Origin of the sequence: Caballeronia sp. ATUFL_F2_KS9A (assembly GCF_023630765.1) — a bacterium.
GTDB lineage: Bacteria > Pseudomonadota > Gammaproteobacteria > Burkholderiales > Burkholderiaceae > Caballeronia > Caballeronia zhejiangensis.
Genome location: NZ_JALQEK010000047.1, coordinates 1 through 24,866 on the forward strand (window position 1 = coordinate 1; position 24,866 = coordinate 24,866).

Annotated in this window: 21 protein-coding genes and 2 pseudogenes; 12 read left to right on the forward strand and 11 right to left on the reverse strand. The window is 62.2% G+C overall.

The annotated features are described in order from the left end of the window. Positions 1-297 (reverse strand): annotated as a pseudogene (locus tag NCS67_RS27460) (hypothetical protein); the annotation flags it as partial. Positions 298-304: 7 nt separating this feature from the next. On the opposite strand from NCS67_RS27460, the gene NCS67_RS27465 reads away from it, so the two are divergent. Together NCS67_RS27465 and NCS67_RS27470 are read left to right on the forward strand one after the other, a co-directional pair. Next, the gene (locus NCS67_RS27465; RefSeq protein ID WP_008345920.1) at positions 305-1,201 is read left to right on the forward strand and encodes a LysR family transcriptional regulator; all 897 of its coding nucleotides are present in this window, start codon (positions 305-307) and stop codon (positions 1,199-1,201) included. 112 nt (positions 1,202-1,313) lie between these two features. After that, the gene (locus NCS67_RS27470; protein ID WP_250437462.1) at positions 1,314-2,063 is read left to right on the forward strand and encodes a carbonic anhydrase family protein; all 750 of its coding nucleotides are present in this window, start codon (positions 1,314-1,316) and stop codon (positions 2,061-2,063) included. Here NCS67_RS27470 and NCS67_RS27475 read toward each other — a convergent pair. Beyond that, positions 2,060-3,643, reverse strand: a complete 1,584-nt coding sequence (locus tag NCS67_RS27475; protein ID WP_175981901.1) for an alanine/glycine:cation symporter family protein — start codon at positions 3,641-3,643, stop codon at positions 2,060-2,062. The two genes, NCS67_RS27470 and NCS67_RS27475, sit on opposite strands and share 4 nt — an antisense overlap. Positions 3,644-3,908: 265 nt before the next feature. Here NCS67_RS27475 and NCS67_RS27480 point away from each other — a divergent pair, with 265 nt between their 5' ends. Continuing rightward, positions 3,909-4,397, forward strand: coding sequence for a DUF2165 family protein (locus NCS67_RS27480; protein WP_033536907.1), 489 nt, complete (start codon positions 3,909-3,911; stop codon positions 4,395-4,397). A gap of 7 nt (positions 4,398-4,404) precedes the next feature. On the opposite strand, the gene NCS67_RS27485 is transcribed toward NCS67_RS27480, so the two are convergent. The 5 genes from NCS67_RS27485 to NCS67_RS27505 all read right to left on the reverse strand — a co-directional run bounded on the left by NCS67_RS27485 (position 4,405) and on the right by NCS67_RS27505 (position 9,955). After that, positions 4,405-5,352, reverse strand: coding sequence for a TauD/TfdA dioxygenase family protein (locus tag NCS67_RS27485; protein ID WP_175981903.1), 948 nt, complete (start codon positions 5,350-5,352; stop codon positions 4,405-4,407). Between the two features lie 38 nt (positions 5,353-5,390). After that, entirely contained in the window at positions 5,391-6,407 is a 1,017-nt protein-coding gene (locus tag NCS67_RS27490; RefSeq protein ID WP_250437463.1) for an ABC transporter substrate-binding protein, read from the reverse strand. 169 nt (positions 6,408-6,576) lie between these two features. Then, the gene (locus NCS67_RS27495; protein ID WP_239295451.1) at positions 6,577-8,772 is read right to left on the reverse strand and encodes a TonB-dependent siderophore receptor; all 2,196 of its coding nucleotides are present in this window, start codon (positions 8,770-8,772) and stop codon (positions 6,577-6,579) included. Positions 8,773-9,000: 228 nt separating this feature from the next. Next, positions 9,001-9,384, reverse strand: coding sequence for a DUF1801 domain-containing protein (locus NCS67_RS27500; RefSeq protein ID WP_239295450.1), 384 nt, complete (start codon positions 9,382-9,384; stop codon positions 9,001-9,003). 31 nt (positions 9,385-9,415) lie between these two features. Continuing rightward, positions 9,416-9,955 carry a DUF4142 domain-containing protein gene (locus NCS67_RS27505; RefSeq protein WP_250437464.1) on the reverse strand — a complete coding sequence of 180 codons (540 nt, stop codon included), beginning with the start codon at positions 9,953-9,955 and terminating at the stop codon, positions 9,416-9,418. Positions 9,956-10,253: 298 nt separating this feature from the next. Between NCS67_RS27505 and NCS67_RS27510 the strand changes: the two genes are divergently transcribed. After that, positions 10,254-11,909, forward strand: coding sequence for an ATP-binding protein (locus tag NCS67_RS27510; RefSeq protein ID WP_250437465.1), 1,656 nt, complete (start codon positions 10,254-10,256; stop codon positions 11,907-11,909). Between the two features lie 3 nt (positions 11,910-11,912). On the opposite strand, the gene NCS67_RS27515 is transcribed toward NCS67_RS27510, so the two are convergent. Then, positions 11,913-12,821, reverse strand: a complete 909-nt coding sequence (locus NCS67_RS27515) for a LysR family transcriptional regulator (RefSeq protein WP_250437488.1) — start codon at positions 12,819-12,821, stop codon at positions 11,913-11,915. Positions 12,822-12,935: 114 nt separating this feature from the next. Here NCS67_RS27515 and metE point away from each other — a divergent pair, with 114 nt between their 5' ends. The 3 genes from metE (at position 12,936) to NCS67_RS27530 (ending at position 16,360) form a co-directional block, all read left to right on the forward strand. Next, positions 12,936-15,227, forward strand: a complete 2,292-nt coding sequence (metE, locus tag NCS67_RS27520) for a 5-methyltetrahydropteroyltriglutamate--homocysteine S-methyltransferase (RefSeq protein WP_250437466.1) — start codon at positions 12,936-12,938, stop codon at positions 15,225-15,227. A gap of 131 nt (positions 15,228-15,358) precedes the next feature. Then, positions 15,359-15,943 carry a glutathione binding-like protein gene (locus NCS67_RS27525; RefSeq protein WP_008345933.1) on the forward strand — a complete coding sequence of 195 codons (585 nt, stop codon included), beginning with the start codon at positions 15,359-15,361 and terminating at the stop codon, positions 15,941-15,943. 81 nt (positions 15,944-16,024) lie between these two features. Next, on the forward strand, positions 16,025-16,360 hold the full coding sequence (locus tag NCS67_RS27530; RefSeq protein ID WP_051078958.1) for a hypothetical protein: 336 nt from the start codon (positions 16,025-16,027) through the stop codon (positions 16,358-16,360). A 4-nt stretch (positions 16,361-16,364) separates the two neighbouring features. On the opposite strand, the gene NCS67_RS27535 is transcribed toward NCS67_RS27530, so the two are convergent. Beyond that, positions 16,365-16,742 (reverse strand): DUF3022 domain-containing protein, encoded by a 378-nt coding sequence (locus NCS67_RS27535; RefSeq protein WP_008345934.1) that lies wholly within the window; start codon positions 16,740-16,742, stop codon positions 16,365-16,367. Positions 16,743-16,881: 139 nt separating this feature from the next. On the opposite strand from NCS67_RS27535, the gene NCS67_RS27540 reads away from it, so the two are divergent. Both NCS67_RS27540 and NCS67_RS27545 read left to right on the forward strand, forming a co-directional pair. Next, positions 16,882-17,061 carry a hypothetical protein gene (locus tag NCS67_RS27540; RefSeq protein ID WP_250437467.1) on the forward strand — a complete coding sequence of 60 codons (180 nt, stop codon included), beginning with the start codon at positions 16,882-16,884 and terminating at the stop codon, positions 17,059-17,061. A 39-nt stretch (positions 17,062-17,100) separates the two neighbouring features. Beyond that, positions 17,101-17,322 carry a hypothetical protein gene (locus tag NCS67_RS27545; protein WP_008345935.1) on the forward strand — a complete coding sequence of 74 codons (222 nt, stop codon included), beginning with the start codon at positions 17,101-17,103 and terminating at the stop codon, positions 17,320-17,322. Between the two features lie 217 nt (positions 17,323-17,539). Here the strand turns inward: NCS67_RS27545 and NCS67_RS27550 are convergent, their stop codons facing one another. After that, on the reverse strand, positions 17,540-18,811 hold the full coding sequence (locus NCS67_RS27550; protein ID WP_250437469.1) for an MFS transporter: 1,272 nt from the start codon (positions 18,809-18,811) through the stop codon (positions 17,540-17,542). 347 nt (positions 18,812-19,158) lie between these two features. On the opposite strand from NCS67_RS27550, the gene NCS67_RS27555 reads away from it, so the two are divergent. Beyond that, positions 19,159-21,153 (forward strand): protein-L-isoaspartate(D-aspartate) O-methyltransferase, encoded by a 1,995-nt coding sequence (locus NCS67_RS27555; RefSeq protein ID WP_250437470.1) that lies wholly within the window; start codon positions 19,159-19,161, stop codon positions 21,151-21,153. Between the two features lie 132 nt (positions 21,154-21,285). Next, positions 21,286-21,708 (forward strand): RcnB family protein, encoded by a 423-nt coding sequence (locus NCS67_RS27560; protein ID WP_008345939.1) that lies wholly within the window; start codon positions 21,286-21,288, stop codon positions 21,706-21,708. Between the two features lie 480 nt (positions 21,709-22,188). Here the strand turns inward: NCS67_RS27560 and NCS67_RS27565 are convergent, their stop codons facing one another. Further along, positions 22,189-22,893 carry an MgtC/SapB family protein gene (locus tag NCS67_RS27565; RefSeq protein ID WP_008345940.1) on the reverse strand — a complete coding sequence of 235 codons (705 nt, stop codon included), beginning with the start codon at positions 22,891-22,893 and terminating at the stop codon, positions 22,189-22,191. Positions 22,894-23,071: 178 nt separating this feature from the next. On the opposite strand from NCS67_RS27565, the pseudogene NCS67_RS27570 reads away from it, so the two are divergent. Further along, positions 23,072-24,866: pseudogene (locus NCS67_RS27570) on the forward strand (thiamine pyrophosphate-requiring protein).

Below are 24,866 nucleotides of genomic sequence, written 5' to 3' on the forward strand. Positions count from 1 at the left end.
CTTGCCCGCCAGCGGCAAGCGATACTTCGCGATCTGACCGATCCCGATGTTCCGGTATTCCGGCCTTGGTTTTTTTAATGCTTCAGCCACATTAGACCCCTTCCCAAACTGATTGACGATTCGCGCGCCGTCGACGATCGACACGGGCGCGACCCGCCCTGCCGATTCGCTTTGACGAGCAACCGGCAACGTATTCGGGGATAGTTCTAGCCCGCGCACTGCGCGATAGCGGTATTTTGTCGCGCGATTGATATACTGTCCAATATCTATCTCGTCTTTCTGAAATAGCTTTTTCATATATCGCATGGAATTGCGACATCTCCGCTACTTTCTGGCCGTCGCCGAGGAACGCAATGTGACGCGCGCGGCCGAGCGGCTCGGCATCGGACAGCCGCCGCTCAGTCAGCAGATTCACGCGCTCGAAGACGAACTCGGCGTGCGGCTCTTTCGCCGCACGGGGCACGGCGTCGTGCTGACGGAAGCCGGCGAGGCGTTCGCCGCCGACGCGAAGCGTCTCGTCGACGACGCGCGTCTCGCCGTCGAGAAAGCGCAGAGCGCGGGGCGCGGCGAGATCGGGCAGCTCAATATCGGCTTCACGGGATCGGCGGCGTTCAATCCGGTCGTGTCGAAGCTCATACGGTCGTATCGGCAGGCTTATCCGAACGTCATGCTGACGCTGACCGAGGGCAATACCGCGCAACTGCTCGCGCATCTCGACGCCGGCCGCGTCGATGTCGCGTTCGTCCGTCTCGGCAGCCAGTCGCCCGCGGGCGTGCAGATCAATCACATCGCGATCGAGCCGATGAAAATCGTGCTGCCCGCCACGCACAAGCTCGCGAAAAAGCGCAAGGTGCCGTTGGCGACGCTGGCGGAGGATCCTTTCGTGATGCTTCCGCGCGAGGCAAGTCCGACATTGCACGACGTCATCATCGGTGCGTGCCGTGAAGCGGGATTCGAGCCGGTCGCCGGCCAGCAGGCGCCGCAGCTATCATCGGTCGTCAATCTGGTCGCGGCGGAATTCGGCGTGTCGCTGGTGCCGGCGTCGGTGTGCCAGATTCAGGTCGATGGCGTCGCCTACACCGATGCGCTCGGCAGCGCGATCACGATTCGTCTGGCGCTTGCATCGCGCATCGATGCGACAGCCGCCAAGACCGCCAACTTTCTCGATATCGCGCGGCAGATCGTTACGTCATCGACCTGACATTGTCATCAGAACAAGCGTGCATTGCATTCGACGATTTTTCGTCCAACACTTCATGTCGCAAGAAGAGCGTTGAAGAAGGCCGATTCCCGTCAGGTCGAGGAGCAAGGTCATGCGCGAAGATCTGAAGCATCCGCTGCAATGCACGCCCGCGTGCCGCCGGAGCTTTCTCAAATCAGTTGCGTCTGCAACTATCGCCGGGCTCGCGGTTCCGCCGCTCCTCATGACATCCGCTCACGCCGACGCGTTGACGCACGCGCAGCGCGACGCGATGTCGCCCGAGCAGATTCTCGATGCGATGAAGCGCGGCAACGAGCGTTTCCGCAGAGGCGAACGCAAGGCGCGCAACTACCTTGCCGAACAAAAGACGAGCGCAAAGGGACAATATCCCGCGGCCGTGCTGCTCAGTTGCATCGATTCGCGAGCGCCCGCCGAGGTAATCATGGATCTGGGCATCGGCGATATCTTCAACTGCCGCGTCGCGGGGAACATCGAAAACGACGACATTCTCGGCAGCATGGAATTCGCGTGCAAGCTGATGGGCGCGAAAGTCGTGCTGGTGATGGGACATACGTCTTGCGGCGCGATCAAAGGCGCGATCGCCAATGCCGAACTAGGTCATCTCACGGCGTTGCTCGCGCGCATCAAACCCGCCGTGGAAGCCACGAAGTACGACGGCGAGCGCACGGCGACCAATTACACGTTCGTCGACATGGTGGCGCGCAAGAACGTCGAGTCGACCATCGCGCAGATTCGCCAGGAAAGCGCCGTGCTGAGCGACATGGAGAAGCAGCACGCCATCAAGATAGCCGGCGCGATGTACAACCTCGGCACCGGCGCGGTGGACTTCTTCGGCTCTTAACTTTCGACGCGCTCGCGAAGTTCTTCCGTTTGCCTGACGACACCGCGCTTCGCGGACCAATACTCGGTTCGCACGCCGATGTCCTCCGACACGAACGGTCCGCCGCGCGTCGAGCGGTAGTGCGCGAGCGCCTTGTACACGAGACGTTGCCCGATCAGCAGAATCGGCACGTTGAGCAGCACCATCACGATGTTCATCAGATCGGAAAGCGCCCACAGGTTAGGCAATTCGAGTCCCGCAAGCACGGTGAGCGCGCCGAACGGCACGAACACGAGCGAGCCGACGACGCGAATGCCGATGATGAAACCTCTGCTTCGTGAAATGAAGTTGGCCGAGATTTCGGCGAACGAAATCATGCCGAGCAACGTCGTGAACGCAAAGAGGCCGTAGCACACGCACATCACGATCTTGACGACATGCGCGACCGAAACCGGCACGAGCGTTTCGACCGATGCGAGATAGACCGTGATCTTCGATGCCCTGACCGACTCCCACGCCTGACCGTCCACCGTGCCGGTCCATACGTGCGCCATCACGACGATGAAGCCGGTCATCGTGCAGATGACCATCGTGTCGAAGAACACGCCGAGGCTCTGCACGAAGCCCTGTTCGCAAGGGTGATCGTTGTCGGCGATCGCCGCGGCCATCGTGATGGTGCCCTGCCCCGCTTCGTTCGACATCAGCCCGCGCTTGACGCCTTGAGCGAGCGCCGTGCCGATCGCGCCGCCGAAGAGCGCATGCGGCGCGAATGCACCGACGATCACCTCATGAAAGAAGTAGGGAATCAGCGGCAGATTGATGACGATGATGACGAGCGACATCAGACAGAAGAGCGTCGCCTTGATCGGCACGAGCACATCGGTATAAGCGGTCACGCGGCGAATGCCGCCCATGATGATGAACGAGCACGCTGCGATGAGCACCGCCGCGATGACGTAATACACCGTCGACTGACGCCCGAGATGCGTGCCGGTCACCGTATCGGCGATGGTGCCGATCGCGGTGAACACGTTGAACGTTTGCGGCGGCACATTGAAAAGCGCATAGACGATGAATACGAGCGACAGCAACGTGCCGACGAAGCGCTTGTCGCCGAGAATGCGCCGCCCATAGAACGGCAAGCCGCCGACGAACTCGTCGTGCTTTTTCTCCTTGAAGAGCTGCGCGAGCGTCGATTCCATGAACGCGGTCGCCATGCCGAAGAACGCGGCCACCCACATCCAGAACAACGCGCCCGGTCCGCCGACGGAAATCGCGCCCGTAATGCCGACGATATTGCCGGGCCCGGCACGCATCGCGAGCCCGAGCATGAACGACGCAAGCGCGCTGACGCCGGTTTTCGACGACTGCCTGCGCAGCATCATGCGAACGATCTTGCCGACGTTCATCGTCTGGATGAAGCGCGTGCGGATCGTGAAGTGAATGCCCACGCCGACAAGCAAAAGGATCGCGAACGAAAACTGCCCGAGCACGGGGATTTGTGAATAAGCCTTGAAATTCGTGGGGAAATCCCACAAGAAATCCGAGACGGGCGCAATGCAGGCAAACAATGCATTCACGGATTGGAAGAGACTTTCCACGCTTGGGCGTTCCTTTCTTGCTTCGGCCTGTCTGAGACAGGGGTTCGGGATGTTGATAAACGAGTCGTCGCGCGTGCCGCAATGGACGCGCAAACGTGTGCGAGGCCGCGATTATACGGGTCGGCGTCGTACATTCATCCGACGATCGTTTCGTGCAGAAAGGCGCTGGCGCAACGAGACAGTTAGTTGCAGCGAGAAATCAAGCTCATCTCATTCTTCTCTTGCACAATCACGTTCCCAACGCTGCTGGAGAATGAAGATGAAGATGACCGAACGCCTCGCGAAACTTCTCGTCGTGGCTTCGATGGCCCTGCTCGCGTCGCTCGTCAGCTTTGGCAATCTGACGGACTACGGCAGCAACTTGCAGTTCGTCGAGCACGTCATGCGAATGGACACGACGTTTCCCGGCAACGCGAACATGTATCGCGCGATCACGTCGCCGGTGCTTCAGCATCTCGGCTATGACGCGATCATTTTTCTCGAAACGCTCACCGCGCTTCTTTGCTGGACAGGCGTCATCGCGATGGCCCGCGCACTGCGCCAGGAGAGCGCGGCCTTCGCGCGAGCCAAACGCTGGGCGATCGCGGGCCTCACGCTCGGCTATCTCACCTGGCAAGTCTGCTTCATGTCGATCGGCGGCGAATGGTTCGGCATGTGGCAATCGCAGCAATGGAACGGCACCGAAAGCGCGTTTCGCTTCTTCATCACGTTTCTTCTGATATTGATCTTCGTGACGCGTAGCGAATCAGGTTGAACGCCGATCAGTTCAACGCGACCGCAGCCGCCGCGCCAACGGGCGTGCCTTCGATCGCCACCGACTTCTGCCCGTCCGGCCCCACGGGCACATCGCCGACGAGCGTCGTGCGATACAACTGGCGATCGAAGTCGAGATCGAAGATATCCGTCGGCGCGAGATGCGCGGTCGTGCGGTTGTCCCAGAACGCGATGCTGCCCGGCTCCCACTTGAATCTCACCGTGAATTCCGGCCGCGTCACATGCTCCCATAGCAGTTCGAGCAACACCTGACTTTCGCGCGGCGCGAGCCCCGCGATGTGCTTGAGAAAGCCCGGACTGACATACAGCGCGCGTTCGCCGGTCTCCGGATGCACGCGCACCAATGGATGCTCGGCGACGAGCGTGTGATCCGTCACGGCCTTCGTGAACGCATCGGTGCCGCTTGCGCCTTGCGGCGGCGCGAAACGATGCACGCCGCGCAGACCATCGACGAACGCGCGCAGCGGCGCCGACAGCTTCTCGTATGCGATCACGAGATTGGTCCATTGCGTATCGCCGCCATAGGGCGGAATCGTGACGCCGCGCAGGATCGATGCGAACGGCGGATTCACCGCGGCAGTCACATCCGTATGCCAGCCCGTCCACGGACGCAGCACCGATTGCCCTTCGAAGCGCGTGGCCTTGCGAAACTTCGAAATCGAGTAAATCTCCGGATGCCCGTCGACGTGGCCGAACACCGGATGCCCCACCGTGAGCTCGCCGAAGTGCGCCGAGAACGCGATGTGTTGTTCGTGGCTCAGAAACTGCTCGCGGAAGAAGACCACGCGCCATTTGAGCAACGCGGCGCGAATTGCTTCGACCTGTGCGGAAGACAAGGGACGCGTGAGGTCGACGCCGCCGATCTCCGCGCCGATATGCGCCGACAGCGGGCTGACAGTCACTTCCGTTTCATTCCCGATGGCCACTGCATTCATTTCGGATTCCTTTGGATGATGGATAAATGAAAGACGTGTCAACTGCCTTGCGCGCTCGAATCGTCAGCGAAGAAATAGTCGCGCCATGATTTCGGCTCGTGACGAATCACGCCGACCTTATGCAGGAATGTGCCCAGTTGGAGCGTGTTTTGCGGCGTCGTCGCGAAGCTCGCTTCCTTGTCGCTGAGAATGCGCTCGACGAACGCAGGCGAGAGCTTCGACCCGTCCTGACGAATATAGATGGCCGCCGCTTCAGCCTTGTCCTTCTCGACGAGCTTCGCCGCATCGTCGAGCGCCGCGCGCACGGCGGCGTAGGTCTTCGGATTGTCCTTGCGCCATTTGTCGGAAGTCACGACAACACTGCCCGTCGACGGTCCGCCGAGGATTTCGGTGGAACTCGTGACCTTGTGGATCTTCGGATCTTCGAGTTCCTGATACTGATAGGGCGCGTTGGAGAAATGCAGATTGACGACCGAGTTGCCCGATAACATCGCGGTCGTCGCATCGGCGTGCGGCATGTTGACTTCGAAACGGTCGAGCCGCGCATACTCGGCATCGCCGAACGCCCTGGCCGACGCCATTTGCAGCAGACGTCCCTGCTGCGACACTGCGACGGACACCACCGCGATGCGATCCTTCTCGCCGATATCCCTGATGCTGCGAATGCGCGGATCGTTCGTCACGAGATACACCGGCACCGCGCTTTGCGCCGCAATGGCCCGAAAATCCTGATGCCCGCGCGTGCGATCCCAGATCGTCATCAACGGCCCGATGCCGATAGTCGCGATATCCGCCGCGCCCGAGAGCAGCGCTTCGTTCACGGCCGCGCCGCCGGAAAGCGTGTTCCACTGCACGTCGATATCGAGGCCCGCGCGCGCGCCGGCCTTCTCGATGAGCTTCTGGTCCTTCGCGACCTTGAGCAGCAACGAGCCGATGCCATATTGATCGACGATCTTCACCTTGCCTTCGGCGTGCGCGCGATGCATCGGTAAAGCACATGCCGCCATCACCGCGAGCATGGCGAAGAGGCGATGCAATGAAGTCGTCGGGATCATGCGGGGATATCGTGGATGAGCGGCGAGCGATCAATGTACTAGCCGCTTCCTCACACGCGAACGAAGAAATCCCGATACGGATAGCTTCGTTCGCGATAAGCGCCAGGGCGGCGCTCACGACGATTCGATGCACTGCGCCGTTCGAAAGACGCAGTGCGGTGCAACATGCTTACCAGTGATAGTTCATGCCGGCGAACACCTGACGTCCGTAACCGAACGCACACCAGCTGCCGTAGTAGCACGACGCGACGTATTCCTTGTTGAACAGGTTCTGCGCGTTCACATACAGCTCGACGCCCTTGAACTGCGGCATGGCGCGGCCGAGATCGTAGTTCAGCGTGGCATCGACGAGGAAGAAGCTCGACACCTTGAAGCTGTTGTCGCTGCTATACGTCGTGCCGGTGTAGCGTCCGCCCGCGCCCATCGAGAGACCGGCGAGCGGTCCGCGATTGACCGTGTAATACGCCCACAACGAAGCCTGATTCTGCGGAATCGCGGGCAGGAACTTGCCTTCGAGACCGCTGTTGTCCTTCGTGTACTTCGTGCTTAGATACGTGTAGCTCGCCGTGACGTTCAACGAATCCGTGAGGCTCGCCTTCGCTTCGAGTTCGACGCCGAGCGAGCGCGCTTCGCCGACCGCCGACTGGAAGTTCGGGTTGTCCGCATTGACCGTCAGCAGATTCTTGCGCGTCAGGTCGAACAGCGCGGCCGAGAAGAACGCGTTGTAGCCCTTCGGCTGGAACTTCACGCCGACTTCATACTGACGTCCCTTCTCCGGCGAGAACTGCTGACCGTTGATGTCCGTGCCCGCTTGCGGCGTGAACGATTCGGTGTAGCTGACATACGGCGCGATGCCGTTATCGAACACATACGTGAGGCCCGCGCGCCCCGTGAACGCGCGATCGAACTGATGCGACACGACGCCGTACGTCGTGTTGTTCGAATCGCTGCTCGCCCAGTCCTCGCGTCCGCCGAGCGTGAGAATCACGTTGCCCCAGCGCGCCTGATCCTGCGCATACACGCCGTATTGCGTGCCGCTCAGGATCTGGTGATAGCGGTCCGGCGGCGTGATCGCCTGGTTGTAGTTCGGCGCGAACATGTCGAGCGACGGCGCGGTGCCGAAGCCCGCATCGAAGTTGCTCGCATAGTGCTGGTAATCGAAGCCGAACAGCAGCGTATGGTCGATCGGGCCGGTCGAGACGTTGCCTTCGAGCTGATTGTCGAGCTGAATCGTGTTCAGGTTGTCCTTCGATGCAGCCGTGCCGCGATCGAGCGTGCGCAAGTCGTCTTCGAGCGCGCTCGCATAGACGCTCTTGTAGTCCTGCGCGAGATGCAGCAGACGTCCGTTCGAGCGGAACGACCACGCGTTGTTGAGCTTGCGGTCGAACTTGTAGCCGATCGATTCCTGCACGCGATTGAAGCTCTCGAAGTTGTGATCGCCGTCGTAGAAGTCGCTCGGCAGCTTGCCGTTCGGGTTGTAGAGCACCGTGCCTTGCGGCGGCACGCTGCCGTAGGACGTGCTGTCCGGATCGTGCTGATAGAGGCCGTACAGCGTGAGCGAAGTCTTGTTGTCCGGACGCCACGTGAACGACGGCGCGATCGCGATGCGCTTGTTGTACGTCGATTGCACTTGCCCGTCTTCCGAACGCGCGATGCCGGTGATGCGGTACAGATAGCGATCGTCGCCCGCGATCGGCCCGGAGAAATCGAACTTGGCCGACTTGTGCGCGTAGTTGCCGAACTCGATGCCCACTTCATGCAGCGGCACGACCGTCGGCATCTTGCTTTCCTGATCCAGCAGGCCGCCCGCCGCCGCCTGACCGTACAGCACCGAGACCGGGCCCTTCAGCACTTCGACGCGCTCCATCAAATACGGATCGATCTGCGGCACCGCGTACCAGCCGTTGTCGAGCAGCTTGAGACCGTTCCAGTACTTGTCGGCGTCGAAGCCGCGCACTTTGAGCATGTCGTAACGCGTCGCGATGCCGCCGCGCGTTTCGGGCGTCACACCCGACACATAGCGCACGGCCGCATTGAGCGTCTGCGCGTTCTGCTGATCCATCTGCTCGCGCGTGACGACCGAGACGGACTGCGGCGTCTCGAGGAGCGACGTGCCCGTCTTGAGCGCCGTCGATTCTTTCGCGACGTAGCCTTTCGTCGGACCATACGGTTCATCGACGTTCTGCGCCGTGACCTTCACCGCGGGCAGCGTGCTTTCGGCCGGCGCGTTCGACGCCGCAGCCGCCGATGCACCCGACGGCGCATCCGCGGACTGTGCGTGGGCGAGCGGCGCTGCCGCGAACAGCAGCAAGGCGGCCAGTTTCAAAGGCCGCATCGCGACCGGGCTCGTCGTTCCTGTCTTCATGCTCATTTCTTTTGGAGGTCCATTGCGTGTGAATGCGAATCGTTATTATTTGCGTCCGCATTGTGACAAGATGTTTTGTCTTTGTAAAGAATCGATTGGAAATCTTTAGTCCAAAAACGACAGTCTCGATCTGCCCGAGCCGCGCCAGGCACGCATGGCCTGGACTGGATTCGTTAATGCGGATGCGGTCGACATCGCCGCATTCATCGGCGCATGGACGCGCGCAGCTCAACGAGCCGCTTTCTTCTTCGCTTTCGTCTGATTCAACGAGATCGCCGCACGCACGAGATTCTTAAGCGCGTGTGCATCGATCTTGTCGCCTTCGAAAAAATCGATTGCACGCCGCGCATTGCCTTCGAGGCTCGCGTTGAAGAGTTTGTCGGGGTCCGGCAGGCTCGCCCCGTGCGCGAAGGTGAGCTTCACTTTGTCCTTGTGCGCGTTGCCCACCGCGATCATGCCGTCGCGATACCAGACCGGGCTGCCCATGTACTTCCACTCCTCGACGATCCCTTCGTCCGCTGCGAGGATGATCTTGCGCACATTGGCGAAGGTCTCGCCGCGCCAATCCGCGATGCCCGCGATCAGTTCGTCGATACGTTCCGATGCATTCATGCATTTCTCCTGTTTTTATTCGTGAGCGACATCAGCGGATGAGGCCCGGACTGCCTATGGTGATTTGCAGCCTTTGCGCCTGATCGAGATGAAAGATGAATGAAGGACGCGAGCGGATCAGCAAGGTTCGCGCGTCCGCGCTGCGCGCCGTGCGGATATAGCCTTCGACGGTACGCACCAGCTTCTGCAACGAGACGACCTCGTGTTCGAGATACGCTTCGTCGAAATCGTAGGTGCTGGTTTCATCGAGCTCGGCGATCTCGCTGTTGCTTTGCTTCGTCAATGCGTCGCTCGTCGCGCTGCGTTGCGGCTCCGTGCCGAAGCGCTGCGTCAGCGTCATGATCTCCTGATTGACCTGCGCGTGTTCCGACACGATCCGTTTCGCGTAGACCTGCAGGCTGTTGGAGCGCGTCTTGCGCAACGCGAGATTGGCCGCCGCGATCTCGGCCTGATTGGCGACGAAGACGACGCCGAGCATCTGTTCATCCGTAAGCGAAGGCTCTTGCGCGTACACACGAGCCGTCCAAAAGAGCAACACGAGCAACGCCGCGACGATGCGCTTGCCGTTCATGCGCGCCTCCCGATCATGTCGACGGCGATGACTTTACCTTGAAACATGTGCTTCACCTGTCCGAAACGGTGGCCTTTCGTGTTCGATATGCGAGCCTTCAGGTCGCCCACTCCTCGCAAAGCAGCGTCCAGTATGGAGTGCAGGCCGATGCGTGGACTAAGATGTAGCCTTTGATCCAAGACAAGCTCCTGCCGCTTTTTTACGAAGACGGCGGCACATCAACTTTCCCTTCAACTCTATGAACGCCGAAACGGTTTGGCCCGAGCAATCCTTCGACTGTGAAGGCTGGCGCGGCGAGATGGCTTCGCGCATCGCCAGCTTCGACTGGTCGGACACGGCCATGGGCCCGATCGGTCGATGGTCGAAGAGTCTGCGGGCAGCCGTGCAACTTCTGCTTGCTTCGCCTGTGCCGCTCGTCATGCTCTGGGGCCGGCGCGGCACGATGATCTACAACGACGCCTATGCGGGCTTCGCCGGTGGACGTCATCCGTTTCTGCTCGGCAAGCCTGTCGAAGACGGCTGGCCCGAGATCGCCGCGTTCAATCGCAATGTCGTGGACACCTGTTTGTCCGGCGCAACGCTGTCCTACGCCGACAAGCGTCTCACGCTGCATCGCAATGGCCGGCCCGAAGACGTGTGGATGGATCTGCACTACAGTCCTGTCGCAGAAGACGACGGTCATCCGGCAGGCGTGATTGCCGTCGTCGTCGAAACGACTCGCAAGGTACTTGCCGAAGATAAGCTGCTCAAGCTCATGCAGACGCTGGAAGAACGCGTCGCGGAAGCGGTCACGGCGCGCGTCGAGGCCGAGGAGCGGTTTCGTCAGGTGCAGAAGCTGGAAGCCATCGGCAATCTGACGGGCGGCGTCGCGCACGACTTCAACAACGTCTTGCAGATCATCTCCGCGAACCTGCAGTTGATCGAACTCGCGACGCGCGACAAACCCGATCTCACACGCAGGCTGCGCGTGATGAGCGAAGCCGTCGCGCGCGGCGGCAAGCTCGCCTCGCAGATGCTCGCCTTCGCGCGACGTCAGCCGCTCAATCCCGCCGTCGTCGATCCGGCGAAGCTCGTCGCGGACATGTGCGAGTTCCTGCAACGCGCGCTGCCCGAATCGATCAAGCTGAAGACCACGGTATCGTGCGATGCCTGGAACCTCTTCGTCGATCGCCATCAACTGGAAAACGCGCTGCTCAATCTCGTCATCAATTCGCGGGACGCGATTCATGAAGGCGGCAACATTCAGCTCGAAGTCTCGAACGCGACCCTCGGCGATCAGATGACGACCGGTCTCGCGTTGCCCGCGGGCGATTACGTGAAGCTCGTTGTTACCGACGACGGCGACGGCATGCCCGACAGCGTAAAAGCACGCATGTTCGAGCCTTTCTATTCGACGAAAGCCGAAGGCCAAGGCACCGGCCTCGGCCTGAGCATGGTGTTCGGCTTCGTGTCGCAAAGCGCGGGCTGCGTGGATGTCGAAACGCAGGTGGGCGAAGGCACATCCGTCGCGTTGTACTTCCCACGCTCCACGCAAGTCGAATCGACGAATGCGCACGGCGCGCGCCCGCGTGCATCGAGCGGCGGCGAAGTGGTGCTCGTCGTCGAGGACGATGCCGACGTGCGCCTCGCGACCATCGACATGGTTGCGCAGCTCGGCTACAAGGTGCTGTCGGCGCCGAGCGCGGAATCGGCGCTTGCCGTCCTGCAGAAGCATGGCCACGTCGATCTTCTTTTCAGCGATGTCGTGATGCCCGGCACGCTGCGCGCGAACGAGCTCGCGAAGATCGCGAGCGCGCCGCCGTATAACGCGACCGTGGTGTTCGCATCGGGCTATACGCGCGACATCATCTTTCACGAAGGGCGGCTCGACAAAGGCGTCGTGCTGCTGAAAAAGCCCTTCACGTTCGATGACCTCGCACGCACGATCCGCCATGCGCTCGATGCGCGGCGCTGAACGTCAACGCGACACGCGCGCCTTCGCCCAGTCGGCCTTCTTCGCAAGCGCGATGAACGCCGCGAGATATTCGACGCTGACATCGGCTTCGCGCGTGCCGAGATAAATCTTCTTCGCAATGCCCTTCCTCCCTAGCTTGAGCACGGCGAGCGGCATGCGGTCCGCGTATTCTTCCGCGAGCCAGCGTGGCAGCGCCGCGACGCCACGCGCACTCGCGACCATCTGCATCATGATGTCGGTCGTCTCGATCGTCTTGTGCCTTCTCGGCACGACATTCGCGGGCGTGAGGAACTGGGTGTAGATATCGAGGCGATCGGTTTCGACCGGATACGTGATCAGCACTTCCTGCGCGACCTGCTCCGGCGTGACATGAGCGGCATCGGCGAGCGTGTGCGCTTCGGGAACGACGAGCACCTGCTCGTAATCGAAGACGGGCGTGAAGCGCAAGCCCGGTTTCTTCAGCGGATCGGGTGTCACGAGCACGTCGATGTCGTAACCGAACAGCGCGCCGATGCCGCCGAACTGAAAGCGCTGCTTCACGTCTACATCGACATCGGGCCAGCGCGCGAGATACGGCGACACGACCTTGAGCAGCCACTGATAGCACGGATGACACTCCATGCCGATGCGCAAGGTGCCGCGCTCGCCTTCGGCATATTGCCTCATGCGCGCTTCGGCGAGTTCGAACTGCGGCAGCATGCGATTGGCGAGGCCAAGCAGATACTGGCCCGCCTGCGTGAGCCGCATGCTGCGCCCTTCGCGCGTCCACACCGCCGTGCCCAACTGCTGCTCCAGCTTCTTCACCGTATGGCTCAGCGCGGATTGCGTGAGGTTGAGCAGGGCGGCGGCGGCGGTCAGCGAGCCTTGGCGCTCGACTTCTCGCACGACCATCAGATGCGCGCGTTCGAGCATAGGCGTCTCCATGAACGAATTTAATCGATGCATGAAATTAAACCATTTTTATTCATGCGTAGGAAATTCTATCATCGTCGCCATTCACTCTCTTTCCGACGAGAACACGCAACGATGGCCACGACACACAACCTCGGTTTCCCGCGCATCGGCGCAAACCGCGAGCTGAAGTTCGCGCTCGAAAAGTACTGGAAAAAAGGGTCATCGCGCGACGAGTTGAAGGCGGTCGGCGCTCACTTGCGCGAGCGCCACTGGAAGCATCAGTCGCGTCTCGATCTCGTGCCGGCCGGCGATTTCGCGTTCTACGATCAGGTGCTCGACATGAGCTTCACGCTCGGCAATCTGCCCGAACGCGTGCGCGGCTTTCACGGCGATGCGCTCGACAACGCCTTCCGCGTCGCTCGCGGACGCTCTTCCGAAAGCGCTGAGGAACATGCAGCGTGCTGCGAGGGCGTGGCTGCGGGTGAGATGACGAAATGGTTCGATACCAACTATCACTACATCGTCCCCGAGTTCGATGCGGCGACGCAGTTCACGCTCGATACGTCGCGTCTCGTCGAGCAGCTCGGCGAAGCGCGCGCGCTCGGCGTGAACGCGAAGCCCGTCATCATCGGGCCGGTGACGTATCTCTGGCTCGGCAAGGCGAAGGACGACTCCGACAAGCTCGCGCTTCTCCCGCGCCTGCTGCCCGTCTATGCAGCGCTGCTCGATCACTTCGCGGCGCTCGGTATCGAATGGGTGCAGATCGATGAACCCGCGCTCGTCACCGAACTCGATACGCAATGGCGCGACGCTTTCGTCACCGCTTACGATGCGCTCTCACAACGACGCGTGCGCCTTCTGCTTGCGACCTACTTCGGCCAGTTGCAGGAGAATCTCGATCTCGCGTGCAAGCTGCCGATCGACGGCCTGCATATCGATGCGATCAACGCGCGCGATGACGTCGGCGCCGCTGCAAAGCTGTTGCCGGATTCGTCGGTGCTATCGGTCGGCGCGATCAATGGCCGCAACATCTGGAAAACCGATCTGAACGCCACGCTCGACTGGCTCGAACCGCTGCATGCATCGCTCGGCGACAGGCTGTGGATCGCGCCATCGTGCTCGCTGTTGCATACGCCCGTCGATCTTGCGAGCGAAATGAAGCTCGATGCCGAAATCAGATCGTGGCTCGCATTCGCGCTACAAAAGCTCGATGAACTCGATGTGCTCGCACGCGCCTTGAACGACGGTCGCGCAAGCGTCGCCGATGCGCTCGCGTGCAACGCGGCCGCGATCGCGAGCCGCCGCGCATCATCGCGCGTGCATAACCCGGCGGTGAAAGAAGCGCTCACAAAGATCGACGCGACGCTCGGCCAGCGCGCGAGCGCATACGAAACGCGCGCGCAGAAGCAGGCCGCGATGCTCGCGCTGCCCGCCTATCCGACGACGACCATCGGCTCGTTTCCGCAAACGAACGAAATCCGTCATGCGCGTCGTCAGTTCAGGAGCGGACAGCTCGATGCAGCCACCTATCGCGCCGCGATGGAACGCGAAATCACGCGCGCCGTGAAGGAACAGGAGGCGCTCGGGCTCGACGTGCTCGTGCACGGCGAAGCCGAACGCAACGACATGGTCGAATACTTCGGCGAGCGGCTCGACGGCTATGCGTTCAGCGAGTTCGGCTGGGTGCAGTCGTATGGATCGCGCTGCGTGAAGCCGCCGATTCTGTTCGGCGATATCAGCCGTCCGAAGCCGATGACCGTCGAATGGACCCGCTATGCGCAAGCGCAAACCCGGAAGCCGATGAAAGGCATGCTGACCGGTCCCGTCACAATCCTGAACTGGTCGTTCGTGCGCGACGATCAACCGCGTTCCGAATCGTGCCGGCAACTCGCGCTCGCGATCCGCGCTGAAGTGCTCGATCTGGAGGAGGCCGGCGTTCGCGTGATCCAGATCGATGAGGCCGCGTTGCGCGAAGGCCTGCCGCTGCGCCGCGCGCAATGGGATGGCTATCTGCGCTGGGCGGTGGAAGCGTTTCGCATCGCCGCGAACGGCGTGCGCGACGAAACGCAGATACACACGCACATGTGCTATTCGGAGTTCAACGACATCATCGCATCGATCGCCGTTATGGATGCCGATGTCATCACCATCGAAACGTCGCGCTCCAACATGGAACTGCTCGAAGCCTTCGACCATTTCAAGTATCCGAATCAGATCGGGCCGGGCGTGTACGACATCCACTCGCCGAATATCCCGAGCGAAGCGCAAATCGTCGCGTTGATGACGAAGGCAGCGGAGCGGATTCCGCGCGAGCGTCTGTGGGTGAATCCCGACTGCGGACTCAAGACGCGTCAATGGGACGAAGTGATTCCCGCGCTGCGCAACATGGTCGCGGCCGCGCATACGCTGCGTGCATCGGCGTAAATCGCTTCCTACGGTCAGCATGTTGCGGCCTGCGAGCTTCGTACGGTATAGCGCGACGTCCGCATGGCGGCATTGCGGCATGGCCCTTGCTCGCCGAATACACATATCCTCGTCCAAAGGAGACGCGCATCATGAAGCTCTATTACGCGCCCGGCGCATGCAGTCTCGCCGATCACATCGCGATGCACGAAGCCGGCCTGACCTTCGACCGCGTGAAGGTCGATCTGAAGACCAAGGTGACGGAAGACGGCACGCCCTTCGGCGAAATCAACCCGAAGAGTTATGTGCCCGTCGTCGAGTTCGACGATGGCAAGCGTCTCACCGAAAACGTCGCGATTCTTTCGTGGGTCGCGCAAAAAGCGCCATCGCTCGCGCCTTCCGGCGACGACGGCCATCTGCGTCTGCTGGAAATGCTTGCGTTCATTTCGACCGAGATCCACAAGCAGTTCGGACGCGTGTTCCGGCCGACATCCGATGCGGAAGCGTCGGCGGCGCGCGAGAAAATCGGCCAGCGCTTTGCGTATGTCGCGAAGACGATGCGCGGCGATTATCTCTTCGGCAACGATGTAAGCGTCGCGGATGCCTATCTCTTCACGATGCTGACGTGGGCGCAGAAAATGGGCGTCGATATGCCCGCCGAGCTCCAGGCGTTCTACAAGCGCATGCGCGAGCGCCCCGCAGTGAAACTTGCGTTCGAGCACGAAGGGCTTGAATGAGGGAAACGCGTTGCTGGCCGCAAAGCCCGGAACGCGCCTTGCGCCATGCTTCGTACCAACATCGACTGATGGAGGCAGGTCATGCAAGCGAACAGAACCATCGCGATTTCGGCTTTACTGATGGCGCTCTCGGGCGGCGCATTCGCCGCAGCCGATCAGACGCAGCCGGGCGCAAGCCACGGACCGTCGAGCGCGAAGAACGCGCAGGATGCGGCCGGCATCACCCCGAACTCCGGCCACAGCAGCGGGCCGTCGACGGGGCCGTCCGGCGTGGGCGGCTCATCGAATGGAACGAGCGGCGCCGGTGCGGGCACACGCCAAGGATCGGGCGGCATGCAGCCGCGTCTGAACGGCAGCGGCGGCACGAACGGCCAGACGAGCCCGTCGACGACCGGCGGCGGCGCGCAAGGCTGGTAATGCGTCAGGGCGTGTCGGGTGTGTCGAACCAGTCGTCGGCGGCGCGAAGTTCGAGCGAGCATTCGTTCGCGTTCGCCTGACCCGAGCGCGACTGGTCGAACGCACTCCGCACGTGCGCGATCACGCGATCCTGCACGATGAGGCGCTGCGCGGTATCCATCGCGCCATATCGCTCGAACTGACGCGCCGCGATGCGCAACACGACGCTGCAACGCGCATCGAGCGTCGTGTCGCGGCCCGTCTCGATGGCCCACGATACGTTGATGACGATGTCGTAGCCTTCGTCCACCACGCCTACGAACGGCGTCTTCCGCGCATCGAACGCACGCGACAACGCCACCTGCAATTCCTCCACGCGCTGATCCTGATCGGTGTATTTCATTCCTCGCTCTCCTGGATGCCTGTTCGATAATCGCCCAGCAAGCCGCGCTCCTGTCTGTAACGCGAACGGGTCCGTTGCTTGCTGCGCCCGATACGAAGGCGCGCGCCGCGTGCCGCATCACGATTCCGGGAGGCCCATCATGACGCCAGACAAGCCCGTGCCGCATGCCACCGCCGACGATATGGACGAACCCGTAGGCGAAGACACGAAGCAGCGTCAACTCGACGAACGCGAAAAGCGCACGCACGAAGCATCGGAAAACGAATTGCCGTCGACGCAGGAAAAGAATCCCGTTCCGCCGGATTCCAACGCAACGTAGCCGATGCATCGCGCAGGTCATTCAACGAGGGATCAAATCATGTCTACCGAGACTTACGTTCGCAACGGACATCGCGTCGAGATCACGATCGATCACGATCCAACGGGTCAATGCACCTGGTCCTACACGATCGATGCGGACGGCTTCACTGAAATGCGCGATCGGCCGTTGGAAAGCGCGGACGCCGCGAGGGAAGCGGCCACGACGCACGCGAACGCCAAGGCCGACGCACTGCCCCCCGGCGACGAGGCCGGGGCCTAAGCGCTCCGGCGGTCTTTGATTCGGCGGATCGCCGATGGGATGCGGCGCGCCATCGGGCGGCACGGGATCGTCATCCGGTACGGAAGGATCGGGATCGACGTCGGGCGGCGGGATTTGCATGCGTTGGTCGGCGTCTGCGGGAAAGCGCGGTGAGTTCATCCTCATCTCCGGTTTGTCGGTCAGATGAACTTCCGCATTCCCCATGCCGCGGCCCTTGTCATGGCAACAACGTCGATGAATCCAGATCGGCGAGCTTGCCGAGTTCTTCGCGCCGCGTATCGCATGCATCGCGCACGCGCTGCCCAAAGCCGATCCAGATCGCGAACGCGACGACAGACAAACTTCCAAGCGTGATGAACGCCGCCGGATAGCCATAGTGATGCGCGATCCAGCCGCCGAGCATCGGGCTCAGGCACGCGCCCGCCGCCTGGACGCCAAGCACCGCGCCCTGCCCCAGATTCACTCGTCCGCTTCCGTGCAGCAGATGCACGACGAGCGCGGGCACCGCGACGGTCTGCAAGCCCGCGCCGATGCCATCGAGCACCTGCACCGGCACGATGCCCCATGAAGGCGCGATCCACGCGGCCGTCATCGCGCGCAGCGGGAGCGTCGCGAGCGTGACGAGGATGATCCACCAGAAGCCCCATCGGCGAATCAGGCGGCTCGCATAGGCCGCCGCGACGAGCATCACGATCTGCGAGATCACGATATTGGCGGCCGTCACATGGCTGGGATCGGCAGTATGCGCCGACGCGACCGCGAGACTGTAGAGCGGCAGCATCGCGGAATTGCCGAGGTTGAACGCCGCGAGCGCGGCCGCCAGCACGAGCAGCGAGCGGTTGCGCAGCAGAACCTGTATGGCATCGGCGCGCGTGTCGGAGGGATCGTCGTTGTCGTCCTTTGCAATGCCGCGCGCGAAATGCCGATGCACCGAGCGCGGCGGAATCCACAGCGCCGCGAAGATGCAGCCCGCACCGAACGCCGCGCTCAACGCGAAGATGTACGGCATGCCGAGCCACGCGCCGAGCCAGCCCGAAAGCGCCGCGGCCGCAATATTGCCCGCGTGATTCGCCACCTGATTGCGTCCGAACTGGCGATCGAAATTCTGCCGTCCGACGATGCCGAGCGTGAGGCCCGCGAGCGCGGGGCCCATCGTCGCGCCTGCGATCGCCGTGGCCACTTGCGACAGCGTGACGGGCCAGAAGCCTTGCCACATCCAGATGATGATCGCCGCGACGATGGACAGCGCGCTCGCGACCGCGACGATGGCGCGCCGGTGCGGCGTGGCATCGACGAGCGCGCCGGCGGGCGTCGTCACGAGCATGCCGACGATGCCGCCGATGGTCAGCACCGTGCCGATGCGGTCCGGCGTCCAGCCGTGCGCTTGCAGATAGATACCAAGAAACGGGCCGACGCCCGCCTGGACGTCCGCCGCGAAGAAGCTCACGGCGATGAGCGGACGGGTTGGCTTCACATTGTGTATTGGCATGTTTTGGATTCAGAGCACGATCTGCACGCTAAGTTCGACGACACCTTCGCTTCGAAGTCCGTAGTATTTCGCGCTCGATGCCGAATGGGTCTTAGCGCGCAGCATGAGGCCCGTTAACGCTTGCTTCGGCGCTGGCGTCGATCGACGATCGCTGCCGTCATCGCGCGCGGGGCGCAAGGCCCGATGCTCGCGGGCATCGTTCGATGTGAGTGTCATCCGAGGTATGCGCCTCCTTTATGCCGTGCCGAACGCACAGCAAATCGCATTCCGCGTGCTCGCGAGCAGTGGCGAACTGGGACTGTCGCTTGCTGCCTTTTCAACGTTCTGACCTTTTTCGGGAAATGTTCATGAACACCTTTGAAGAAGCGCGGGAACGCATGGTCGAACGTCAGTTGAAGGGGCGCGGCATCAGGAACGCGCGCGTGCTCGAATGCATGAGCGTCATCGCCCGCGATGCCTTCGTTCCCCCAGCCCTTGCCGAATTCGCCTACGAGGACAGCCCGTTGCCGATCGCCGCGGGTCAGACCATCTCGCAACCGTACATCGTCGCGCTGATGCTCGAAGCCGCCGACCTGCAACCTGGCGATCATGTCCTCGACATCGGCACCGGCTCGGGTTATGCGGCGGCGATCGCGGCGTGTATCGCGGCGCGCGTCGATACCATCGAACGGCATCGCGAACTCGCCGACGATGCCGCCGCCTTGCTCAAGGCGCTCGGGCTCACGAACGTCAGCGTGCATCATGCGGACGGCACGCTCGGCATGCCGCAGCACGCGCCCTTCGACGCGATCATCGCGGCGGCGGGCGGTCCATCCGTGCCCGACGCATGGCGCGCGCAACTCAAGATTGGCGGACGGCTCGTGATGCCCGTCGGCGACGCGCGCGAATCCCAGCGTCTGATGAAATACACGCGCACGGACGACGATGTGTGGCGCGACGAAGACCTCGGCGGCGTGATGTTCGTGCCGTTGATCGGCGCGCAAGGCTGGAGCGACGAACCCGACATTCGCACGGACAAACCCACGCTCGAGGAGTCCGTTGCGCGCACGTTGCCCGATCTGATCCGCGCATCGGCGGTGCGTCTGCCCGCGCTCGATGCGCCCGACTTCGCACATGCGTTCGATCGTTTCGCGGACAAGCGCGTCGTGTTGCTCGGCGAAGCGAGCCACGGCACCGCCGAGTTCTATGTAGCGCGCGCCGCCATCACGCGGCGTCTCATCGAACGGCACGGCTTCAGTTTCGTCGCGGTGGAAGCGGACTGGCCCGATGCCGCGATCATCGACGAGCACGTTCGCGGCCGTCCGCGCGCGCGACCCGAAGCACGACCGTTCACGCGTTTCCCTACGTGGATGTGGCGCAATACCGAGTTCGCCGCGTTCGTCGCGTGGCTGCGGCAGCACAACGCCGCGTTGCCCGACGAGCGCCGCGCCGCGTTCTATGGACTCGACCTGTATAGCCTTTCCGAATCCATCGCCGCCGTGCTCGCGTATCTCGACGCACAGGACCCGGGCGCGGCGCGCATTGCCCGCGTGCGCTATGGATGCCTCACGCCCTGGCAGAAAAACCCCGCTGTCTATGGACGCGCCGGGTGGCAGGCGGGCTTCGGCACATGCGAGGAAGCCGTCGTCGCGCAATTGCGCGATCTGCTGGACAGACGGCTCGCCACGTCCGCGAGCGATCACGGACTGCTCGACGCGACGCATAACGCGCGGCTCGTCGCATCGGCGGAGCAGTACTATCGCGCGATGTACGGGGCATCGGCGGAAAGCTGGAATCTGCGCGACACGCACATGTTCGACACGCTCGACAGCCTGCTCGATGCATGGGGACCGGACGCGCGCGCGGTCGTATGGGCGCACAACTCGCATCTCGGTGATGCATCCGCGACCGAGATGGGCCGCATGCGCGACGAGTTGAACGTCGGTCAGCTATGCCGCGAGCGCTTCGGCGACGACGCCGCGCTCATCGGCTTCGGCACGCACGCGGGCACGGTCGCGGCGGCATCGGACTGGGAGGAGCCGATGCAGATCATGCAGGTGCGGCCATCGCGCGCCGATAGTTACGAGCATCAGTTTCATCTTGCGGGCGCGAGCCCGTGCCTCGTCGATCTTCGTGCGGGCGTGAACGATGCACTGCGCGACGCATTGGGCGAGGAGCGGCTCGAACGCTTCATCGGCGTGGTCTATCGGCCCGATACCGAGTTGTACAGCCATTACGCGCAAGCCGAGCTGTCGGCGCAATTCGATGCGTTCGTGTGGTTCGATACGACGCGCGCGGTCAGCGCGATCGAGCCTTCACAAGTCACGCACGAGACGCCAGAAACCTTTCCGTTCGGCGTCTGACGCGCGTTTGCGCGTAATGGAGCGCGTAATGGAACGTAAGCGTTGCTTACACATGCTCACGTCATTTTCGTTGCCCATTGCGTACAGTCCGGGCATCCAGAACATCCCTTTGCCACTTCGAGAGGAACGAACATGAAGAAGAGTCGAATCGTCGCCGCACTGGTTTGCGCGAGCATCGGACTGACGACGGGCGCCGTTTTCGCACAGCCCGCACCCGGCGGTCCGGACGGCTATCACGATGCGCATCGCGCACCGGGCGGTCCGGGCGGTCCCACTGCCAAGGGCGGTCCCGGCGCGCCGGGTCATGGTCCGGAGATGAATGGCCGCGACGCGCCCCGCCCGCCGCAGCATGCCAACGATGAGCCGCGTCGCGACTGGCGCAAGGGCGAGCGTCTTGATAACGATTACCGAAGCCGTCAGTACGTCGTCGACGACTGGCGCGGACAAGGCCTGCGTCAGCCGCCGCGCGGTTATCAGTGGGTCGGCGTCGGTGCGGACTATCTGCTGGTTGCGGTCGCGTCGGGCGTCATCGCGCAGGTCGTGTTGTCGCATTGATCTGCGTTGAATGCGCATAAAGAAAAGCCCGCCTGTCGAGGCGGGCAAGATGCGCTTAAACGAGAGGGGGTCGAAGCGCACATCCAACGCGGTACGTTACGAATCGATTCGTGCGACTACAGCTTCCTGCGAATCGTGCCGGGCGAATCGGCGCTTTCCGTGGTCCTTGCCGGCGGGTCCGGCACAGCGACCGTCTGATCGAAAACGAAGCCCATTGCGATGTGCTCGGTGTTCGTGGATCCACATGCGGGGCACGTATCGTCTTCGAGAGCATCGTCTGAATATATGAGCTTGTTGCATGCTGCACAGCGTATAAGCATCTGTACTCCCGAAGTTCCAAGAAGATCGTCTCTCATTTATATGTCAAAACGAACGCACAGCCAATTGTTCTTTATGGGTGCCTTATGGGTCGCCTGTCGGGTCCCCTCTTGGGTCGCCTCGAGCACGCTTTAACCACCACGTTAATTCGCTGTACACCGTTCAGCGGATGATGCTCCACTCGGACTCGATCGCGCCCGCAGCCATCGCGCACTCGCTGAACGGCGGCACCGGCTGCGCATCGGGCGCGCCGTGCCAGCGTACTTCGAAGCGCTCTTCCATCCGTTCCGGTCCCTTCGCCGCGCCCGCAATCGAGGCGAGCCTGCAACCCGCGGCCTGCATCGATTCAGCCAGCGTGTCCCGCGAAAAGACGCCTCTTTCATAAGTTATCCGGAGCTCCGCATGATTCTCGCGCGGTATGCGTCTTTCGACCTCCTTCAGAAACCAGAGCACGACGATCCCGAGCCCGAGTCCCGCCGCGCCGAGTCCGAGCTGACCGCCGCCGAAGCACAGTCCGACCACGGTCACGAACCATAACGTCGCCGCTGTCGTCACGCCTTTGACGAGGCCATCCTTGCGAAGAATCGCACCCGCGCCGATGAAGCCCACGCCCGACAGTATCCCGAGCGGCAGGCGCATCAGATCGATCTGCACGAACGAACCGGGCGTCTTGCCCGCCTGAGCAAGCAACGCGTTGACTTGCAGCATCGCGAGACACGCCGCGAGGCATACGAGCAGCGTGGTTCTCAATCCGGCGACCTTGCCCGATTCGCCGCGATTCAATCCGATGAGAATGCCGGCAAGCACAGCCAGCGATATTCGAATGCAGACATCCGGCCATTCGAGGGTGAGAGGCATGAGCGCCATCGTATGTGTCCTGAAGCAATCGTCCGCGTAAAGCGCTCTAGCAATCATCACGCCCGCGTGGGTTCATCGCACCTTGCAGCGATTGAAAGACAGCGGCATGGCCATTGCGCGCAAGCCAAACAAGGCGTGCATGCAATGCGGCGCATTCTTTCGATCGTGTTTTCCGGAGACTTCAATCATGGCTATTACCGTCGGCGATTCTGGTCGATCGCCTGCATGCATGGGGCGTGCGCCGCATTTACGGTTATCCCGGCGACGGCATCAACGGCGTATTCGGCGCGCTCAGTCGCGCGAAAGGCAAGATCGAATTCATTCAGGCGCGTCATGAAGAGATGGCTGCGTTCATGGCATCGGCACATGCGAAGTTCACCGGCGAGTTGGGCGTATGCATCGCGACATCCGGTCCGGGCGCGGCGCATCTCCTCACCGGTCTCTACGATGCGCGCCTCGATCACATGCCCGTTCTCGCCATTGCGGGCCAGCAGGCACGCGCCGCATTGGGCGGACACTATCAGCAGGAAGTCGATCTGCCCGCGATGTTCAAGGACGTCGCCGGCGCCTTCGTTCAACAGGCGAGCGTGCCCTCGCAGATTCGTCATCTCGTCGATCGCGCGGTGCGTATTGCGCTATCGGAGCGCAAGGTGACGGCGCTCGTGCTGCCCAACGATCTGCAGGATCTGGAATACGAGCCGCCGGGCCGCAAGCACGGCACACTGCATTCGGGCGTGGGCTATCGCGCACCGAAGACGGTGCCTTATGCCGACGATCTGCAACGCGCCGCCGATGTGCTCAACGCCGGCAAGAAGGTCGCGATTCTCGTCGGCGCGGGCGCGCTGGAAGCCACGGACGAAGTCATCGCTGTCGCGGACAAACTCGGCGCGGGCGTCGCGAAGGCGCTGCTCGGCAAGGCCGCATTGCCGGACGATCTGCCCTACGTCACCGGATCGATCGGCCTGCTCGGCACCGAGCCGAGCTACAAGCTGATGACCGAATGCGACACGCTCTTGATGATCGGCTCGGGCTTTCCCTACGCCGAGTTCCTGCCGAAGGAAGGCGAGGCGCGCGGCGTGCAGATCGACCTCAAGGCGGACATGCTTTCGATCCGCTATCCGATGGAAGTGAATCTCGTCGGCGACAGTGCCGAGACCTTGCGCGCGTTGCTGCCGCTTCTGGAACAGAAGACGGATGGCGCGTGGCGCAAGGACATCGAAGGCTGGATGGACGACTGGTGGAAGAAACTCGAAAAGCGCGCGATAGAGCCTGCGAAAGCCGGCGTGAATCCGCAGCGCACGATCTGGGAGCTGTCGCCGCGCGTGCCGGCGAACGCCATCGTCACGAGCGATTCCGGTTCGGTCGCGAACTGGTACGCGCGCGATCTCAAAGTCAAGCGCGGCATGAAGTGCTCGCTCTCGGGCGGTCTCGCCTCGATGGGCGCGGCCGTGCCCTACGCGATCGCGGCGAAATTCGCGTATCCGGAGCGTCCGGTGATCGCGCTCGTCGGCGATGGCGCGATGCAGATGAACAACATGGCCGAGCTCATCACGGTCGCGAAGTACTGGAAGCAATGGTCGGATCCGCGCTGGATCTGCATGGTGCTCAACAACGAAGACTTGAATCAGGTGACGTGGGAACAGCGCGTGATGGAAGGCGATCCGAAGTTCGAGGCATCGCAGGACATTCCTTCGGTGCCTTATCACAAGTTCGCGGAATTGATCGGGCTGAAGGGCTTTTATGTCGACGATGCCGAGCGCATGGCCGCCGTGTGGGACGAAGCGCTCGCGGCGGATCGTCCCGTCGTGATCGAAGTGAAGGCCGATCCGAACGTGCCGCCGCTGCCGCCGCACATCACGATCGCGCAGGCGAAGGCTTTCGCGACCACGCTCATGAAGGGCGATCCGAACCAGAGCCATGTGATCGTCGATACGGCGAAGCAAGTGCTGGGCGCAGTGCTGCCGGGCCACAAGGACAAGTGA

Coding starts and splice junctions, on each gene's coding strand:
- NCS67_RS27525 (WP_008345933.1), top strand. CDS start 15,359: ATGAAGCTCTATTACGCGCCCGGCGCATGCAGTCTCGCCGATCACATC.
- NCS67_RS27500 (WP_239295450.1), bottom strand. CDS start 9,384: ATGAATGCATCGGAACGTATCGACGAACTGATCGCGGGCATCGCGGAT.
- NCS67_RS27540 (WP_250437467.1), top strand. CDS start 16,882: ATGACGCCAGACAAGCCCGTGCCGCATGCCACCGCCGACGATATGGAC.
- NCS67_RS27485 (WP_175981903.1), bottom strand. CDS start 5,352: ATGAATGCAGTGGCCATCGGGAATGAAACGGAAGTGACTGTCAGCCCG.
- NCS67_RS27555 (WP_250437470.1), top strand. CDS start 19,159: ATGAACACCTTTGAAGAAGCGCGGGAACGCATGGTCGAACGTCAGTTG.
- NCS67_RS27530 (WP_051078958.1), top strand. CDS start 16,025: ATGCAAGCGAACAGAACCATCGCGATTTCGGCTTTACTGATGGCGCTC.
- NCS67_RS27515 (WP_250437488.1), bottom strand. CDS start 12,821: ATGCTCGAACGCGCGCATCTGATGGTCGTGCGAGAAGTCGAGCGCCAA.
- NCS67_RS27490 (WP_250437463.1), bottom strand. CDS start 6,407: ATGATCCCGACGACTTCATTGCATCGCCTCTTCGCCATGCTCGCGGTG.
- NCS67_RS27465 (WP_008345920.1), top strand. CDS start 305: ATGGAATTGCGACATCTCCGCTACTTTCTGGCCGTCGCCGAGGAACGC.
- NCS67_RS27550 (WP_250437469.1), bottom strand. CDS start 18,811: ATGCCAATACACAATGTGAAGCCAACCCGTCCGCTCATCGCCGTGAGC.
- NCS67_RS27565 (WP_008345940.1), bottom strand. CDS start 22,893: ATGGCGCTCATGCCTCTCACCCTCGAATGGCCGGATGTCTGCATTCGA.
- NCS67_RS27510 (WP_250437465.1), top strand. CDS start 10,254: ATGGCTTCGCGCATCGCCAGCTTCGACTGGTCGGACACGGCCATGGGC.
- NCS67_RS27505 (WP_250437464.1), bottom strand. CDS start 9,955: ATGAACGGCAAGCGCATCGTCGCGGCGTTGCTCGTGTTGCTCTTTTGG.
- NCS67_RS27470 (WP_250437462.1), top strand. CDS start 1,314: ATGCGCGAAGATCTGAAGCATCCGCTGCAATGCACGCCCGCGTGCCGC.
- NCS67_RS27545 (WP_008345935.1), top strand. CDS start 17,101: ATGTCTACCGAGACTTACGTTCGCAACGGACATCGCGTCGAGATCACG.
- NCS67_RS27495 (WP_239295451.1), bottom strand. CDS start 8,772: ATGAAGACAGGAACGACGAGCCCGGTCGCGATGCGGCCTTTGAAACTG.
- NCS67_RS27480 (WP_033536907.1), top strand. CDS start 3,909: ATGACCGAACGCCTCGCGAAACTTCTCGTCGTGGCTTCGATGGCCCTG.
- NCS67_RS27535 (WP_008345934.1), bottom strand. CDS start 16,742: ATGAAATACACCGATCAGGATCAGCGCGTGGAGGAATTGCAGGTGGCG.
- NCS67_RS27560 (WP_008345939.1), top strand. CDS start 21,286: ATGAAGAAGAGTCGAATCGTCGCCGCACTGGTTTGCGCGAGCATCGGA.
- metE (WP_250437466.1), top strand. CDS start 12,936: ATGGCCACGACACACAACCTCGGTTTCCCGCGCATCGGCGCAAACCGC.